The sequence below is a fragment of the Pandoraea sp. PE-S2R-1 genome (assembly GCF_002179865.1).
Lineage (GTDB): Bacteria > Pseudomonadota > Gammaproteobacteria > Burkholderiales > Burkholderiaceae > Pandoraea.
Genome location: NZ_NGUR01000010.1, coordinates 100,858 through 115,936, shown reverse-complemented (window position 1 = coordinate 115,936; position 15,079 = coordinate 100,858). Strand labels below are relative to the sequence as shown.

The window sequence follows — 15,079 nt, the reverse complement described above, 5'->3', positions numbered from 1 at the left end:
CGATGAAGCACAGGAGTCCACGTTGTCCAAGTCGTTCGAAGCTTCGCGCTCACCGCAGGCCGCTCAGGCCAACACCGCTGCTGGTACGTCTTCCTCCCAACTGCCTCCCGATTCCACGGCTTCCACAGGCGCTGCCGGTGCTGCCAATACTTCTGGCTTGCCGGGCAAGGGTGCGCTCGCCGGGGTGAAGGTGCTTGAACTGGGCACGCTCATCGCCGGGCCGTTCGCCGCACGCATGCTCGGCGAGTTTGGTGCCGAAGTGATCAAGATCGAAGATCCGGAGCACGGCGACCCGCTGCGCAAGTGGCGCAAGATGCATCCGGATGCGGGCGGCACGTCGCTCTGGTGGGCTGTGCAGGCGCGCAATAAAAAGTCGGTGACGGTCAATCTCAAGGCGCCGGAAGGTCAGGCCATCGTGCGCAAGCTCGCAGCGCAGGCCGACATCGTGGTCGAGAACTTCCGCCCCGGTCTGCTTGAGCGTTTCGGGCTCGGTTACGAACAACTCTCGGCCGACAATCCGGGCCTGGTGATGGTGCGGCTCTCGGGCTACGGCCAGACCGGCCCGTACCGCGACCGGCCCGGCTTCGGCGCGATTGCCGAGTCGATGGGTGGCTTGCGTCACATCACGGGCTATCCCGAACTGCCGCCGCCGCGCATCGGTATCTCTATCGGCGATTCGATTGCGGCGTTGCACGGGGTGATCGGCGCGATGATGGCGCTGCATCACCGCAACGTGAACGGCGGGCGAGGGCAGGTGGTCGACGTCGCGCTTTATGAAGCCGTGTTCAACCTGATGGAGAGCGTGGTGCCCGAGTACAGCGTGGCGGGCATGGTGCGTGAGCGCACCGGCGCGTCGCTGCCGGGCATCGTGCCGTCGAACACCTACCCGTGCGCAGACGGCATGATCGTCGTCGGCGGCAACAGCGATCCGATTTTCAAGCGGTTGATGCATGCCATCGGCCGCGCCGATCTCGCCGAAGACCCGGGCCTCGCGCACAACGATGGCCGTGTGCCGCGCACGCAGGAAATCGACGATGCGATTGGCGGGTGGACTCGCGCGCGTCCTATCGATGAAGCGCTCACCGTCTTGCAAGGGGCGGATGTGCCCGCGAGCCGAATCTACACGGTGGCCGACATGTTCCAGGACCCGCAGTTTGCCGCGCGCCAGATGATTCAGCGTTACCGGTTTCCCGATGGCACGCCGATCGATCTGCCGAACATCACGCCCAAGCTATCCGATACCCCGGGCGAGACCCAGTGGCTCGGCCCGGCGCTGGGCGAACACACGGATGAGGTGCTTGGGCAACTGGGTTATGATGCCGGGCAAATCAAGACCCTGCGCGAGAACAAGATCATTTGAGTGATCGCTGGCGCAGGATCACGGGGTGCCGTGCCGACGGTGCCGACTTCGCCCGGTGTGACCGGGGCAAGGTCGGACGGCTCGCGCAGGCGTCTCGTGAATAAAGCACGTCGAATAAAGAAAGAACGCTGCAACCACGGAGACAATCACCATGCAACGACGTCAGTTCGTGACGGCTCTTGCCGCCACCGGTCTGCTGAGCGCAGGCATTCGCCCGGGCTTCGCACAAGCCAAACTTGAAAAGACCAAGATCGCTATCGCCGTCGGCGGCAAGAACCTGTTCTATTACCTGCCGCTCACGATTGCCGAGCGCCTGAACTACTTCAAGGACGAAGGCCTCGACGTCGAAATCTCCGACTTCGCCGGCGGCTCGAAAGCGCTTCAGGCACTCGTCGGCGGCAGCGCCGATGTGGTTTCGGGGGCTTACGAACACACCATTCTGTTGCAGGCCAAGAATCAGTTCATCCGCGCCTTCGTGCTGCAAGGCCGCGCGCCGCAGATCGTGTTCGGCGTGTCGAACAAGACGATGCCGAACTACAAGTCGCTGGCTGACCTGCGCGGCAAGAAGATCGGCGTGACGGCACCGGGCTCGTCGACGAACATCATGGCGAACTTCGTGCTCGCCAAGGGCGGCGTCAAACCCAATGAAGTGGCGTTCGTCGGTGTCGGTGCTTCGTCGGGTGCGCTCGCGGCGATCCGCTCGGGCAACATCGACGCGATCGTCAACCTCGACCCGGTCATCACGATGCTGGAGCGCGACAAGGAGATCCGCGTGATCTCGGATACGCGCACGCTCAAGGAAACGGTGTCGGTGTTCGGCGGCAATATGCCCGCCGGCTGCCTCTACACGAACGAGTCGTTCATCCAGAAAAATCCGAACACCACGCAGGCCCTCACCAATGCCATGGTGCGTGCGTTGCGCTGGTTGCAGACGGCAGGCCCGTCGGACCTGATCAAGACGGTGCCCGAAGCGTATCTGCTCGGCGACCGCGCGCTGTACCTCGATGCATGGAGCCGCGTGAAGGAAGCCATCTCGCCGGACGGCATCATTCCCGCCGATGGTCCCGCGACGGCGCTGCGCACGTTGCAGGCATTCGATGAGACCGTGAAGGGCCGCCCGATCGATCTGGCGAAGACGTTCACGAACGAGTTCACCAAGAAGGCCGACGCCAAGTACAAATGATGACTGCGCCGGCTCTGAGTTTTGACAGCATTACCTGCACGTTCGTCGCGCGCGACGATCGTCGTCAGCGCTACACGGCCGTGGCCGACACCTCGCTCGACATTGCGCCGGGCGAGTTCGTGTCGGTGGTCGGCCCGACCGGTTGCGGCAAGTCGACGCTGCTCAACGTCGCGGCGGGGCTGCTGATGCCGTCGTCGGGTACGGTGAAAGTGTTCGGCGAGCCGCTCACGGGGATCAACTCGCGCGCGGGCTACATGTTCCAGGCCGAAGCGCTGATGCCCTGGCGCAACGCGATCGACAACGTGACTGCCGGGCTGGAGTTTCGCGGCGTCGCGCCGGAAGAGGCGAGGGCGCGCGGTGACGAGTGGCTCAAGCGCGTGGGGCTGGGCGGTTTTGGCGACCGGTATCCGCATCAGCTCTCGGGCGGCATGCGCAAGCGTGTGGCCATGGCGCAGACGCTGATTCTCGATCCGGACATCATTCTGATGGACGAACCGTTCTCGGCGCTCGACATCCAGACGCGTCAGTTGATGGAGAACGAACTGCTCGAACTGTGGGCCGCCAAGCGCCGCGCCGTGCTCTTCATCACGCACGATCTGGACGAGGCGATTGCGCTGTCCGACCGGGTGGTGGTGCTGGCCGCCGGGCCGGGCACCCATCCGATCGGCGAGTTCCGCATCGACCTGCCGCGTCCGCGCGATGTGGCGGAAATTCGGAACCTGCCGCGCTTCACCGAGCTGCACGCCCAGATTTGGGATGTGCTGCGCGAAGAAGTGTTGAAGGGTTATGCCCAACAGCTCAAGGCCGTCTGAGTGTCATGGGACAAATCGTGACTTTCCTGAGCTTCGTGAGCCACCAGATCACGTTGGCCCCCCTGAACATCGGGTGCGGCTGGGTCCAGTGGTTCGACTGGATGGATTGCTTCGATTTGCCCGACATCTTCGGCTGGTTCGATTGGCTTGTCTGATATTCCCGGAATTCGTTCGTCATGCGTAATCGTTCGATCATGCGCCATTTGCGGTTGTGGCAATGGCTGCTGCTGGTAGTGAGTTTTCTGGTCTGGTATGTCCTGACCAGCCCCACACTGCTGCCGGCGTTTTATTTCGATAGTCCCGACAAGGCTGCCTTCTTCTTCGGGGAACCGCAGAAGGTGCTGTGGCAGATCTGGCAGTGGTTTGCCAGCGGGGAAATCTATCTTCACCTCGGCGTGACGTTGCTCGAGACCGTGCTCGCATTTGCCATCGGTACGGTGGCCGGGCTGGCGGTCGGTCTGTGGCTCGCGCTCTCGCCGGCCGCCGGCGCGTTGCTCGACCCTTATATCAAGGCCGCCAACTCGATGCCGCGCGTGATTCTGGCGCCGATCTTCGGGGTGTGGTTCGGGCTCGGTATCTGGTCGAAGGTGGCACTCGGCGTCACGCTGGTGTTCTTCATCGTGTTCTTCAACGTCTATCAGGGCGTGAAGGAAGTCAGCCCGGTGGTGCTCGCCAATGCACGCATGCTGGGGGCGAATCAGCGCCAGTTGCTGCGCCGGGTGTATCTGCCGAGCGCGACGAGCTGGGTGTTCTCCAGCTTGCACAATTCGGTGGGGCTGGCGTTCGTCGGTGCCGTCGTGGGCGAGTATCTGGGGTCGGCGCGTGGCGTGGGCTACCTGATTCTGCAAGCCGAAGGCACGTTCGACATCAACGCCGTGATTGCCGGGGTACTGATTCTGACGGCGTTCGCGCTGGTGCTCGACGGGCTCGTCGGTGTGGTGGAGAAGCGACTGCTGGTCTGGCAGCCGCAGGCGGGTGAAACCGAAAAGATGTAGGCATCCGACGCCTCGTGAGCGTCATATCCGGGGACCTTTCCTCGGTTACAATTGCCCACATGCGAATCCTGCTCAGCAACGACGATGGGTATCAGGCGCCAGGCCTGGCCGCGCTTTACGAAGCGCTGGCCCCGCTTGGCGACATTACCGTGGTGGCGCCCGAACAGAACTGTAGCGGTGCGTCCAATTCTCTGACCCTCCAACGGCCGCTGTCGGTCTTCAAAGGCAGCAACGGGTTCACTTTCATCAACGGCACGCCGACCGATTGTGTTCACGTTGCGCTGACCGGGCTGCTCGACGAGCGGCCCGACATTGTGGTCTCCGGCATCAACAACGGCCAGAACATGGGCGAAGACACGCTCTATTCCGGCACTGTCGCGGCGGCCACCGAGGGCTTTCTCTTCGGCATCCCGTCGTTCGCCTTCTCTCAGGTACATAAGGGCTGGGATCACCTCGACAGCGCCGCACGTGTGGCGCGCGACGTGATCGAGCGCTATATGGAGCGGCCGCTTGGTGCGCCGTTTCTCCTTAACGTCAATATTCCGAATTTGCCGTACGACCAGCTCAAGGGCGCGCAAGCGACGCGTCTGGGCAAGCGGCATCAGTCGCAGCCGGTGATCCGTCAGGAAAGCCCGCGCGGCGAAACCATCTACTGGATCGGTCCGGCCGGCGACGCGCGCGATAGCAGCGAAGGCACCGATTTTCACGCCGTGGCGCACGATTACGTCTCGGTCACCCCCTTGCAACTGGATCTCACGCATAACGCACGACTCGGTGTCGTGCATGACTGGCTGGCCAGCGCAGGGGTGGCCGGACAATGACGACACCGCCGAAGCGTTTTCCTCTCCCTCTGTCTGAAGTCATGACCCGTCGCCAACGCAAGGCGCCGGTGCTCGACAAGGCATCACGGGCAAGCCCCGCCGGTGCGCCGCCAGCCGCGATGACGCGCGCGGCGGCGACTCCGACCAAGCCGGCAACACCGGTGACGCCGGTGACGCCGGTAGCATCGGGCAAGCCGGCGACAGGGAAGACCGCTTCGGCCAGTCACACGCCGAATCAACATCACGGGCTGCGCCCGGCTGCGACACCGATGGCGGGCGCGTCGGCACGGCCGACGGGTTCGACGGCACCGCGCCCCGTCACCCCGAAGGGGCTGGCGCGACCGGCAAGTGCGCCGCACGCGCAGCCTGCGCCTCATGGGGCCGGGCAAACGGTGAAAACGGCGCCGCGTCCGGTGCAGGGCAAAGGGCTTGCCGCGCCGGTGAAAGTTTCGACAGGCAACACTGCACGTCATGCGAAGCCGGTGCCGGTCCCTTCGCCGGACGGTATTGGGCTCACCTCGGAGCGCGTACGGGGCCGGATGGCTGAACGCGTTGCCGCCTCGGGCGTCAAACACGCGGGTGTGCTGGCGGCGCTCGCGACGGTGCCGCGTCACGGCTTTGTCGATGCGGGTCTGGCCAATCAGGCCTACGAAGATGCGGCGTTGCCCATCGGTCATGGCCAGACGATTTCGAAGCCATCGGTGGTCGGTCGCATGATCGAGTTGCTGCTCGCGAGTGGCCGTCCACTGGAGAAGGTGCTGGAAATCGGCACCGGTTGCGGCTATCAGGCAGCGGTGCTGTCGTGTGTGGCCCGCGACGTCTATTCGATCGAGCGGGTGCGCCCGCTGCATGAACGGGCGAAAGCCAACCTGCGGCCATTGCGCGTGCCGAACATCCGGTTGCACTACGGTGATGGCCGGCTCGGTCTGCCGGCCGTTGCGCCGTTCGACGGCATTGTGATCGCCGCCGCCGGACTTGAAATTCCGGATGCGCTGCTCGATCAGCTCGCCGTTGGCGCACGTCTCGTTGCCCCGGTGGGCGGCGAGCAACAGATTTTGACCCTCATCGAGCGTGTCGGTACGCGCCAGTGGCGCGAGACGCAGCTTGATAGGGTGTTATTCGTCCCCTTAAAATCGGGCATCATCTAAGCCCGTCGGGCCTATTCTGCGGAGGAATTGAGTGAATTTGCGAGCGGGTATTCAACAACGCGTCGCCAGTGTTCTGTTGCTGAGCATGCTGGCAGCATGCGCATCGCGACAGGTCGGCGCCCCGGTCGTTGACCGTACCGTAGGCGGTACGACGACCGACAGCAGTGTGACGGGGGCTCCCGTCATCGACAATACGCCGGTGCCACCGGGCTTCTACCGCGTCAAACCGGGTGATCGTCTCTATCGGATCGCACTGGAAAACGGACAGAACTATCGCGATATCGCGCGCTGGAACAACATTCAGAATCCGGATCAGATCGAAGTCGGTCAGGTGCTGCGTGTGAAGCCGCCTGCGGGCGATACCGGCACGCCGCTGCCCGCACCGATTGGCAGCACGCCGTCGACGGCAACCACGAGCCCCAACCCGGCTTCGGTGCCGCCTGCGGTGGTGCCGCCGCCGAGCAGTTCGGCAGCGACGGCCGCACCGAGCGCAGTATCGAGCGGTGATCTGGCGCTGTCGTGGCCGGCCAAGGGCAGTGTGGTCGGCCGGTTCGACGATTCGAAGAACAAGGGGTTGAACATCGCGGGCAATGTCGGCGATCCGGTGTATGCCGCCGGCGCGGGCAAGGTGGTGTACTCGGGGGCCGGTCTGCGAGGTTACGGCAACCTGGTGATCATCAAGCACGACTCGACCTTCTTGACGGCGTATGCGCACAACCGCACACTGTTGGTCAAGGAAGGCGACAGCGTCACGCGCGGTCAGAAAATTGCCGAAATGGGCAACTCCGATGCCGATCGTGTCATGTTGCATTTCGAGGTGCGCCGTGATGGCAAACCTGTGGATCCGATGAAGTATTTGCCGCCTCAATAAACAAGGCAGGGTCGAATGCTCAAGAGAAAGCGTCGTACTTCGCAAGAGGAAGACCTCGCTGCCCCGGAGCCTGATCAGGAAGTTGACGATCGGCAATCCCGGCAGGAAGAGGACGTGGACGACGCTTTCGACGAGCGCGAGGCGGAGGAGGATGACGCCCCGTCATCCGACGAAGAAGGCAGCGGTGAGGGCGCGAGTGAGACATCGTCGGGCGGACGCAAGCGCAAAGCTGCCGATGGCGACGATTTCGGCACGGTGCTTCAGGCCGAACTCACTGCCGATACCGTCCAGCACTATCTCAATCGCATCAGCGTCAAGCCGCTGCTCACGCCCGCCGAGGAACTCGATTACTCGACGCGTGCGCAAGCCGGCGAGTTTGCCGCGCGGCAGGTGATGATCGAGCGCAATCTGCGCCTCGTCGTCAGCATCGCCAAGGGATATCTCAACCGCGGCGTGCCGCTGCTCGATCTCATCGAAGAGGGCAACCTCGGCCTCATGCATGCGATCGAGAAATTCGACCCGGGCCGCGGCTTCCGTTTCTCGACTTACGCCACGTGGTGGATTCGCCAGAGCATCGAGCGCGCCATCATGAATCAGGCGCGCACGGTGCGTTTGCCGGTGCACGTGATTCGCGAGCTCAATCAGGTGCTGCGCGCCAAGCGCCATCTGGAGAAGAGCGCGGCTTATGTCGACGGCGGCGAGCAGCGTGACGCGAGCATTGAAGACATTGCCGATCTGACGGGCAAGACGCCCGACGAAATTACCGACATTCTGGCCCTCAACGAGCACGTGGCTTCGCTCGACGCCCCGCTTGAGATCGATCCCGGCAGCAGCCTGCTGGATCTGCTGTCTGACGATCATGGCGTGGCGCCCGAGCAGGAAGTCCAGCATCGCGAGCTGGAGGACCTCATGCGCCTGTGGCTGTCGCGGCTGTCGACCAAACATCGCTATGTGATCGAGCGCCGCTTCGGCCTCAATCGCGTTGAGCCCGCCACGCTCGAAGAGCTCGCCGACGAAATGGGGCTGACCCGCGAGCGCGTGCGCCAGATTCAGCAAGAGGCGCTCGTCAAGCTCAAGCGCTACTTCGCCTCGAACGGCGTGCGCAAGGACGCGGTGCTCTGAGTCGCTGGTGGACGTCGTGTCGCTTGCGCCGGGTGGCTCAGGGGTGCTGGTCGCCCTGATGGTCTCGATCTCGAGTGAGGGCGACGGGCGGCACTGCCGGTCGCCTCGCGCCGTGCGACAGCCTTTTTCATTCCTTTCCCGAATTTCATCATGGCATCTCCCGTACTCGTCTTCGACATTGAAACGATTCCCGACGTCGACGGTTTGCGTCGACTCGAACCGGCCTACGCCGGCATGACCGACGACGAAGTGGCCGAAGCCGCTTTCGCCGCCCGGCGCGCCAAGGTCGGACACGACTTCCTGCCCCTGCATCTGCACCGGATCGCTGCGATTTCGTGCGTCTTTCGCGACCGCGACGGCTTTCGCGTGAAGTCGCTCGGCACACTGGAAGACGGCGAGGCGGCGCTGGTGTCCGGCTTCTATCGCACCATCGAAAAGTACGCGCCGCAGTTGGTGTCGTGGAACGGCGGCGGTTTCGATCTGCCCGTGCTGCATTACCGCGCGATGATTCACGGCGTCGCTGCCCCGCGGTATTGGGACATGGGCGAAGACGACCGCGAGTTCAAGTGGAATAACTACATCAGCCGTTATCACCAGCGCCATCTCGACCTGATGGATCTGCTGGCGATGTATCAGGCACGTGCCAACGCACCGCTCGACGATCTGGCAAAGCTGTGCGGATTTCCCGGCAAGCTGGGCATGGATGGCAGCAAGGTGTGGGAAGCGTATCGGGACGGCAAGCTCGAAGAGATCCGTAATTACTGCGAGACCGATGTCGTGAACACGTATCTGGTGTACTGCCGCTTTCAGTTGATGCGCGGTGGTCTGCGTCAGGCGGAGTACGAGCAGGAAATCGAATTCGTGAAGCGCTCGCTTGGCGATGAGGCGGCACCGCACTGGAAGGAATATCTCGACGCGTGGGTGTGATTTAGCGGGTGAAGTGGTGTGGGAGGTGGGCCCGGCACGGTGGCGGCGCAACAGATGTGGGCAGAAGCCAGCATACGGCGCACGCGAATCGATTAAAATGCCGGGTTTGCTGTCGCCATGAGAACAAAGACGTGACCCGCTCCTCCCGAAACTCCTCGCGTGGCCGGCCGAGTGCCGAGCCCGGCATTATCGATATCGAATCGCTCGACATGGAAGCGCGCGGCGTTGGCCGTACCGCTCCCGAAGGTGAGCCTGGCACGCCGGAATTCAAACCCGGCAAAGTCATCTTCGTCGAAGGTGCGCTGCCCGGGGAGCGCGTCAAATACCTGAGCTATCGCCGCAAACCCAAGTTCGAACAGGCGGAAACGCTGGAAGTGCTGCGTTCGAGCTCGATGCGCGCCAAGCCCCAATGCCCGCATTTCGGCAAGTGCGGCGGCTGCTCGATGCAGCATCTGGAGCCGCGCGCCCAGATCGCCATCAAGCAACGCGTGCTCGAAGACAATCTGGCCCGTCTGGGCAAGGTCAAGGCCGAGACGATGCTGCGCCCGATTCAAGGGCCGGATTGGGGGTATCGCTTCCGTGCTCGTCTGACGGTGCGCTACGTACCCAAGAAGGGCGGTGTGCTGATCGGCTTCCACGAACGCAAGAGCAGCTACGTCGCCGATATGGATTCGTGCGAAGTGCTGCCGCGCCGTATCTCCGACATGCTGGTGCCGCTGCGCCGGTTGGTGGAGTCGCTGTCGATTCGCGAGCGTCTGCCGCAGATCGAACTGGCTATCGGTGCCGACGTGACCGCCCTCGTGCTGCGCATTCTCGAGCCGCTCACGCCGGCGGACGAAGATATTCTGCGCACGTTTGCCGATGCGAACGCGGTCCAGTTCTGGTTGCAGACCAAGGGGCCGGACACCGCCGTGCCCTTCTATCCGCTCGAGCCGGAACTGCACTACATGCTGCCGGAATACCAGATCCGGATGCCGTTCAAGCCGACGGACTTTACGCAGGTCAATCACCAGATCAATCGTGTGCTGGTGCACCGTGCGCTGCGACTGCTTGCGCCTGAATCGACGGAGCGCGTGCTCGATCTGTTCTGCGGTCTGGGCAACTTCACGTTGCCGCTCGCGCGTCGTGCCGGCACGGTGATGGGTATCGAAGGCAGCACGGCGTTGACCGAGCGCGCACTCGCCAATGCCGAACGCAACGGTGTCGCGGAGCACACGGAATTCGCCTGCCGAAATCTGTTCGACATCACGGCGGAGGACATTCGCGCGCTGGGCGCTTTCGACCGCTATCTGATTGATCCGCCGCGCGAAGGTGCACTCGCTGTGTCAAAGGCGCTGGCCGAACTGGCCCAGCAAGGCTATGAGGGGCTGCCCAAGCGCATCGTCTACGTGTCGTGCAGCCCGGCAACGCTGGCGCGTGACGCTGGGCTGCTGGTGCACGAAGCGGGCTATCGCCTGACGCAGGCGGGCGTGGTGAACATGTTCCCGCATACGTCGCACGTGGAGTCGATGGCGGTGTTCGAGCATGAAAGCATCGGCCAGCCGTGGGTGCCGCGTGTGCGCGTGTCCGAGGCGGACCCGGACGCGGCGGCCGACGAGGGTGTGGAAGCCATCGCCGGTGTGGCAGACGGTGAGGGCGTGATTCACGAAGACGCCTGATCCGGTCCTTGATCCAGCCAAAGAAAAAGCCAGTCCCGAGGGACTGGCTTTTTTATGCCGCGAGGCAACTGCTTAAGACTGGGGCGGGCGCGCAGCCCGCCGGAGCCGGTCAGTTGCGGTTGCCGCCCAGCACGCCGAGGATGGCAAGCAGGTTGGTGAAGATGTTGTACAGGTCGAGGTAGATCGCGAGCGTGGCGGTCACATAGTTCGTTTCGCCGCCGTTCACCACGCGCTGCACGTCGAACAGGATGTAGGCCGAGAAGATCGCGATGGCGAGCACCGAGACCGTCAGCATCAGGGCCGGCAGTTGCAGCCAGATGTTGGCGATCGAGGCGACGATGATCACCAGCACGCCCATGAACAGCCACTTGCCCAGACCGCTGAAGTCACGCTTGCTGACCGTGGCAACCGTCGCCATCACGCCGAAGATCACTGCGGTGCCGCCGAACGCCAGCATGATGAGCGACGCGCCGTTCGAGAAGCCCAGCACGAAGCTCAGCATGCGCGTGAGCATCAGGCCCATGAAGAACGTGAAGCCGAGCAGCAGGGCCACCCCCACGCCGCTGTCCTTATAGCGCTGGATGGCGAACATGAAGCCGAAAGCGATCGCGAGGAAGGCAATGACGCTGACCATCGGGCTGCCCGCTAAAAGCGCGAAGCCGTAGGTCACGCCCAGCCAGGCTCCCGCAATCGTCGGCAGCATCGACAGCGCGAGCAGCCAATACGTATTGCGCAGCACCTTGTTGCGCACCTGTACGGTCGTCGCGCCTTGCCCGCCGTAGCCGAAACGTTGGAAATCCTGGTTCATATATGGTGTTCTCCGTGGTCATTGTGCCCGCCAGCGGGGCCGGCAGACGTCGTGTGACGCTTTTTACGATGACCGGCGTGCGCCGGTTTATCCCCCGCAGCCGTTGATCTGGCTTGTCGTCGATGTCACAGGATATCGAAAGATGTCCCGGAATGCGCTCAGAAGGTGCCGAGAATGTTTGGGCAAATGCCCGAAAATTCAAGTCGGCGGGATGCCGTCAACCTTTCCATGGCGGGAAGGTGAGGAATCCTGCTGCTGCGCAAATCTCGCCAACAAGCCGGACAGTCCCGGCCGTCCTGCGTTTGAGCGGTGCGCGCACTGTAGGTTCCATCACCATAATAACAGCCTTCGTGCTACAATTACGGGTTCATGTTGGTTATATAACTGCTTAATTTTTTGGAGTTTTTCATGGCAGTCGAACGCACTCTTTCGATTATCAAGCCCGATGCCGTTGCCAAGAACGTGATCGGCCAGATTTACAGCCGTTTCGAAGGCGCGGGCCTGAAGATCGTTGCTGCCAAGCTCGTGCAACTGTCGCGCGCCGAAGCCGAACAGTTCTACGGTGTTCACAAGGAACGCCCGTTCTTCAAGGATCTGGTCGATTTCATGATCTCGGGTCCGGTCATGATTCAAGTGCTGGAAGGTGAAGGCGCTGTTCTGAAGAACCGCGACCTGATGGGCGCTACCGATCCGAAGAAGGCCGAGAAGGGCACGATTCGCGCCGATTTCGCCGACAGCATCGACGCGAACGCCGTGCACGGTTCGGACGCCGTTGAAACGGCTGCCGTCGAAGTGTCGTTCTTCTTCGCTGGCCTGAACGTCTACGCGCGCTAAAGCGCGTTTAGCCGATCAGTCGCAAGAAGTTACCGAAGGGATGTTGATGGACCAGGCCATGACCAACCTCACGAATCTGCTTGATTACGATCCGGACGGTCTGGCCGCCTATTGCGGCACGCTCGGTGAAAAACCGTTCCGTGCGCGCCAGCTCCAGCGTTGGATCCACCAGATGGGCGCCGCCGATTTTGGCTGCATGACCGATCTGGCCAAGTCGTTGCGCGAAAAATTGCAGACACGTGCAATGATCGCTGCACCGACGATCATCACCGACCACGTGTCGACCGATGGTACGCGCAAATGGCTGCTGGATGTAGGTAACGGCAATGCCGTGGAAACCGTCTACATCCCTGAGGAGACGCGTGGCACGCTGTGCGTTTCATCGCAGGCGGGCTGCGCTGTCAATTGCCGGTTTTGTTCGACCGGCAAGCAGGGTTTCTCACGCAATCTCTCGCTCGGCGAGATCATCGGCCAGTTGTGGATGGCCGAATTTGCGTTGCGCCGCGATCTCGGGCGCGAAGGCAAGAACGAGCGCGTCATCAGCAACGTGGTGATGATGGGCATGGGCGAGCCGCTGCTCAATTTCGAGAACGTGGTGGGCGCGATGCGCCTCATGCTCGACGACAACGCCTACGGGCTGTCGCGTCGTCGCGTGACGTTGTCGACGTCCGGCGTGGTGCCGATGATGGATCGCCTGGGCCAGGAGCTGCCCGTGGCGCTGGCCGTCTCGCTGCACGCACCGAACGATGCGCTGCGCGATGTGCTCGTGCCGCTCAACAAGAAATATCCGTTACGCGAACTGATGGGCGCGTGCGAGCGCTACCTCGAAGTGGCCCCGCGCGATTTCATCACGTTCGAGTACTGCATGCTCGACGGTGTGAATGACACCGAAGCGCATGCGCGCGAGCTCGTCGCACTTACCCGCGACGTGCCGTGCAAGTTCAATCTGATTCCGTTCAATCCGTTTCCCGAATCGGGCCTGCTGCGCTCGAAGGATCCGCAAATCAAGCGGTTTGCGCAGATTCTGCTCGACGCAGGCCTCGTCACGACCGTACGCAAGACGCGCGGCGATGACATCGACGCGGCGTGTGGTCAGCTCGCCGGCGAAGTGCAGGATCGCACGCGGCTCGCACAGCGCGGCAAGTTCGGGAAAATCGCGGTCGAGGTGCGTACCGTATGAGGTTGCGCATGGGCGGGCGGGGACCGTGGCCAGGGCCGTCGGCCCGGCGCGTGCCATGCTGCCCGGCGGATCAGTCACGCACTACAGCATTCCTCGCGCGGGGCATCGTTGATGCTTCGCGCGATTTCGTCAGTGCCACATCGAATCGTCCGAAGCGTCGCGCAGATCTTCACGCCGCGCGCAAGGAGGGTGACGTGATGGCGCTGTCGCCAGCATATCCTCAGCCGCTGCGAGCGGCTGCTTACGAACGGGGGCGTATCGATGGATAACCAGAATCAGGCGGACGCAGGCGGGCAAACCGGGACTCAGGGCCAGGGGACGCCGTCGGGATCGGCCGCCGGATTGGCTGAGCTGGGCGCGCAGGTGGGTGCGCAACTGGCCGCATTGCGCGAGAAGCGCGGCATGTCGATCGAAGATGTGTCGGCGCGTCTGAAAGTCTCGGTGCAGAAGCTGCAACGTCTGGAATCCGGCCAGTGGGATGCCTTGCCGGAAATGCCGTTTATTCAAGGGGTCGTGCGCAGCTATGCGCGCATGCTCGGGGGGGACCCGGAACCGATGATCGAGCCGCTGCGCCGTTTTGGCCGCACCGCACCGATCGATGTTCCGCAGGCGCCGACGGGGCAGCCCAGTATTCCGAAGAGCCCCGTGCGCTTCCGCTCGCCGGTCGCCGCGTCGCAGGCCAAATGGCCTTGGGCACTGGCTGCGCTCGTGGTGATTGCCGGTGCCGCGTGGTACTTCGGCAATGCCCACAAGCCGACCCGTGGGTCGACCGAGGCCGCCGATCTGGCGAGTGCCGCGTCGGTGCCGGGGGCAGAAGCCGCCGAGCCGGCCAGTCAGCCGGTCGTGGCCGATGCGAACGGCACGCCGCCGGGCGCTGATGGCACCAACAATGTGAACACCGCTGCCAACAACGGCAACACGGAAAGCACCGTCAACACCGCGACGGCGAGCTCGGCGACGGCCGGTGCCGGCCTGATCGCAGCGGTCGATCCGACGCACGTCGTCGCGGGCATCGCGAACGCGGCAGCCTCCGCTGCCAAGGCCGCAGTGCCGGCGCCGGCAGTTGCCGCTTCGGCAGCCAATGCTGCTGCGCCAGGCGCAGCAGGTAATGGCAAGATTGCGTTGCATCTGAAAGCAGATAGCTGGGTCGAAGTGCGTGCGAAGGACGGCAAGGTGCTGTACTCCCAGTTGATGCGAGCAGGTGCCGAACAGGAAATTACGGGCGAAGCGCCGTTCAAGATCGTTGTGGGTAACGTCGCGGGCGTCGAGTCGCTGGAGTTCAACGGTCAACCGGTCGAGATCAAGTCCCGTAACGCGGGCAACGTGGCGCGTCTGACGCTCCAGTAAGACCGAAAGAGGG

At 63.2% G+C, this 15,079-nt stretch carries 15 protein-coding genes; 14 read left to right on the top strand and 1 reads right to left on the bottom strand.

Going from position 1 to position 15,079, the window contains the following annotated elements:
- Window positions 1–157: 157 nt before the first annotated feature.
- The 11 genes from CDV44_RS11075 (at window position 158) to rlmD (ending at window position 10,897) form a co-directional block, all read left to right on the top strand.
- Window positions 158–1,360 (top strand): CaiB/BaiF CoA-transferase family protein, encoded by a 1,203-nt coding sequence (locus CDV44_RS11075; RefSeq protein WP_087688115.1) that lies wholly within the window; start codon window positions 158–160, stop codon window positions 1,358–1,360.
- Window positions 1,361–1,511: 151 nt separating this feature from the next.
- Complete coding sequence (locus tag CDV44_RS11070; protein WP_087688114.1) at window positions 1,512–2,543, top strand: ABC transporter substrate-binding protein; 1,032 nt, start codon at window positions 1,512–1,514, stop codon at window positions 2,541–2,543.
- Window positions 2,543–3,355 (top strand): ABC transporter ATP-binding protein, encoded by an 813-nt coding sequence (locus CDV44_RS11065; RefSeq protein ID WP_058380365.1) that lies wholly within the window; start codon window positions 2,543–2,545, stop codon window positions 3,353–3,355. The genes CDV44_RS11070 and CDV44_RS11065 overlap by 1 nt, the downstream gene beginning before the upstream one ends.
- A gap of 17 nt (window positions 3,356–3,372) precedes the next feature.
- Complete coding sequence (locus tag CDV44_RS28025; RefSeq protein ID WP_157125806.1) at window positions 3,373–3,510, top strand: hypothetical protein; 138 nt, start codon at window positions 3,373–3,375, stop codon at window positions 3,508–3,510.
- 21 nt (window positions 3,511–3,531) lie between these two features.
- Complete coding sequence (locus CDV44_RS11060; RefSeq protein ID WP_058379263.1) at window positions 3,532–4,350, top strand: ABC transporter permease; 819 nt, start codon at window positions 3,532–3,534, stop codon at window positions 4,348–4,350.
- A gap of 59 nt (window positions 4,351–4,409) precedes the next feature.
- Complete coding sequence (gene surE, locus CDV44_RS11055) at window positions 4,410–5,171, top strand: 5'/3'-nucleotidase SurE (protein ID WP_087688113.1); 762 nt, start codon at window positions 4,410–4,412, stop codon at window positions 5,169–5,171.
- Between the two features lie 41 nt (window positions 5,172–5,212).
- Window positions 5,213–6,319 carry a protein-L-isoaspartate(D-aspartate) O-methyltransferase gene (locus CDV44_RS11050; protein ID WP_371328750.1) on the top strand — a complete coding sequence of 369 codons (1,107 nt, stop codon included), beginning with the start codon at window positions 5,213–5,215 and terminating at the stop codon, window positions 6,317–6,319.
- An 85-nt stretch (window positions 6,320–6,404) separates the two neighbouring features.
- A complete protein-coding gene (locus tag CDV44_RS11045) occupies window positions 6,405–7,190 on the top strand; it encodes a peptidoglycan DD-metalloendopeptidase family protein (protein ID WP_249277563.1) in 786 nt (261 codons plus the stop codon).
- 15 nt (window positions 7,191–7,205) lie between these two features.
- The gene (gene rpoS / locus CDV44_RS11040) at window positions 7,206–8,312 is read left to right on the top strand and encodes an RNA polymerase sigma factor RpoS (RefSeq protein ID WP_087688110.1); all 1,107 of its coding nucleotides are present in this window, start codon (window positions 7,206–7,208) and stop codon (window positions 8,310–8,312) included.
- 150 nt (window positions 8,313–8,462) lie between these two features.
- Window positions 8,463–9,239 carry a 3'-5' exonuclease gene (locus tag CDV44_RS11035; RefSeq protein WP_058380364.1) on the top strand — a complete coding sequence of 259 codons (777 nt, stop codon included), beginning with the start codon at window positions 8,463–8,465 and terminating at the stop codon, window positions 9,237–9,239.
- A 131-nt stretch (window positions 9,240–9,370) separates the two neighbouring features.
- Window positions 9,371–10,897: a 23S rRNA (uracil(1939)-C(5))-methyltransferase RlmD gene (gene rlmD, locus CDV44_RS11030; protein ID WP_256388443.1), complete on the top strand. Its 1,527-nt coding sequence runs from the start codon at window positions 9,371–9,373 to the stop codon at window positions 10,895–10,897.
- A gap of 109 nt (window positions 10,898–11,006) precedes the next feature.
- Here rlmD and CDV44_RS11025 read toward each other — a convergent pair whose 3' ends face one another.
- On the bottom strand, window positions 11,007–11,705 hold the full coding sequence (locus CDV44_RS11025; RefSeq protein WP_087688109.1) for a Bax inhibitor-1/YccA family protein: 699 nt from the start codon (window positions 11,703–11,705) through the stop codon (window positions 11,007–11,009).
- A gap of 408 nt (window positions 11,706–12,113) precedes the next feature.
- Between CDV44_RS11025 and ndk the strand changes: the two genes are divergently transcribed.
- The 3 genes from ndk to CDV44_RS11010 all read left to right on the top strand — a co-directional run bounded on the left by ndk (window position 12,114) and on the right by CDV44_RS11010 (window position 15,066).
- Window positions 12,114–12,539 carry a nucleoside-diphosphate kinase gene (ndk, locus tag CDV44_RS11020; RefSeq protein ID WP_058379257.1) on the top strand — a complete coding sequence of 142 codons (426 nt, stop codon included), beginning with the start codon at window positions 12,114–12,116 and terminating at the stop codon, window positions 12,537–12,539.
- A gap of 58 nt (window positions 12,540–12,597) precedes the next feature.
- A complete protein-coding gene (gene rlmN, locus CDV44_RS11015; protein WP_087688717.1) occupies window positions 12,598–13,719 on the top strand; it encodes a 23S rRNA (adenine(2503)-C(2))-methyltransferase RlmN in 1,122 nt (373 codons plus the stop codon).
- A gap of 261 nt (window positions 13,720–13,980) precedes the next feature.
- A complete protein-coding gene (locus CDV44_RS11010; protein ID WP_087688108.1) occupies window positions 13,981–15,066 on the top strand; it encodes a helix-turn-helix domain-containing protein in 1,086 nt (361 codons plus the stop codon).
- Window positions 15,067–15,079 lie beyond the last annotated feature (13 nt).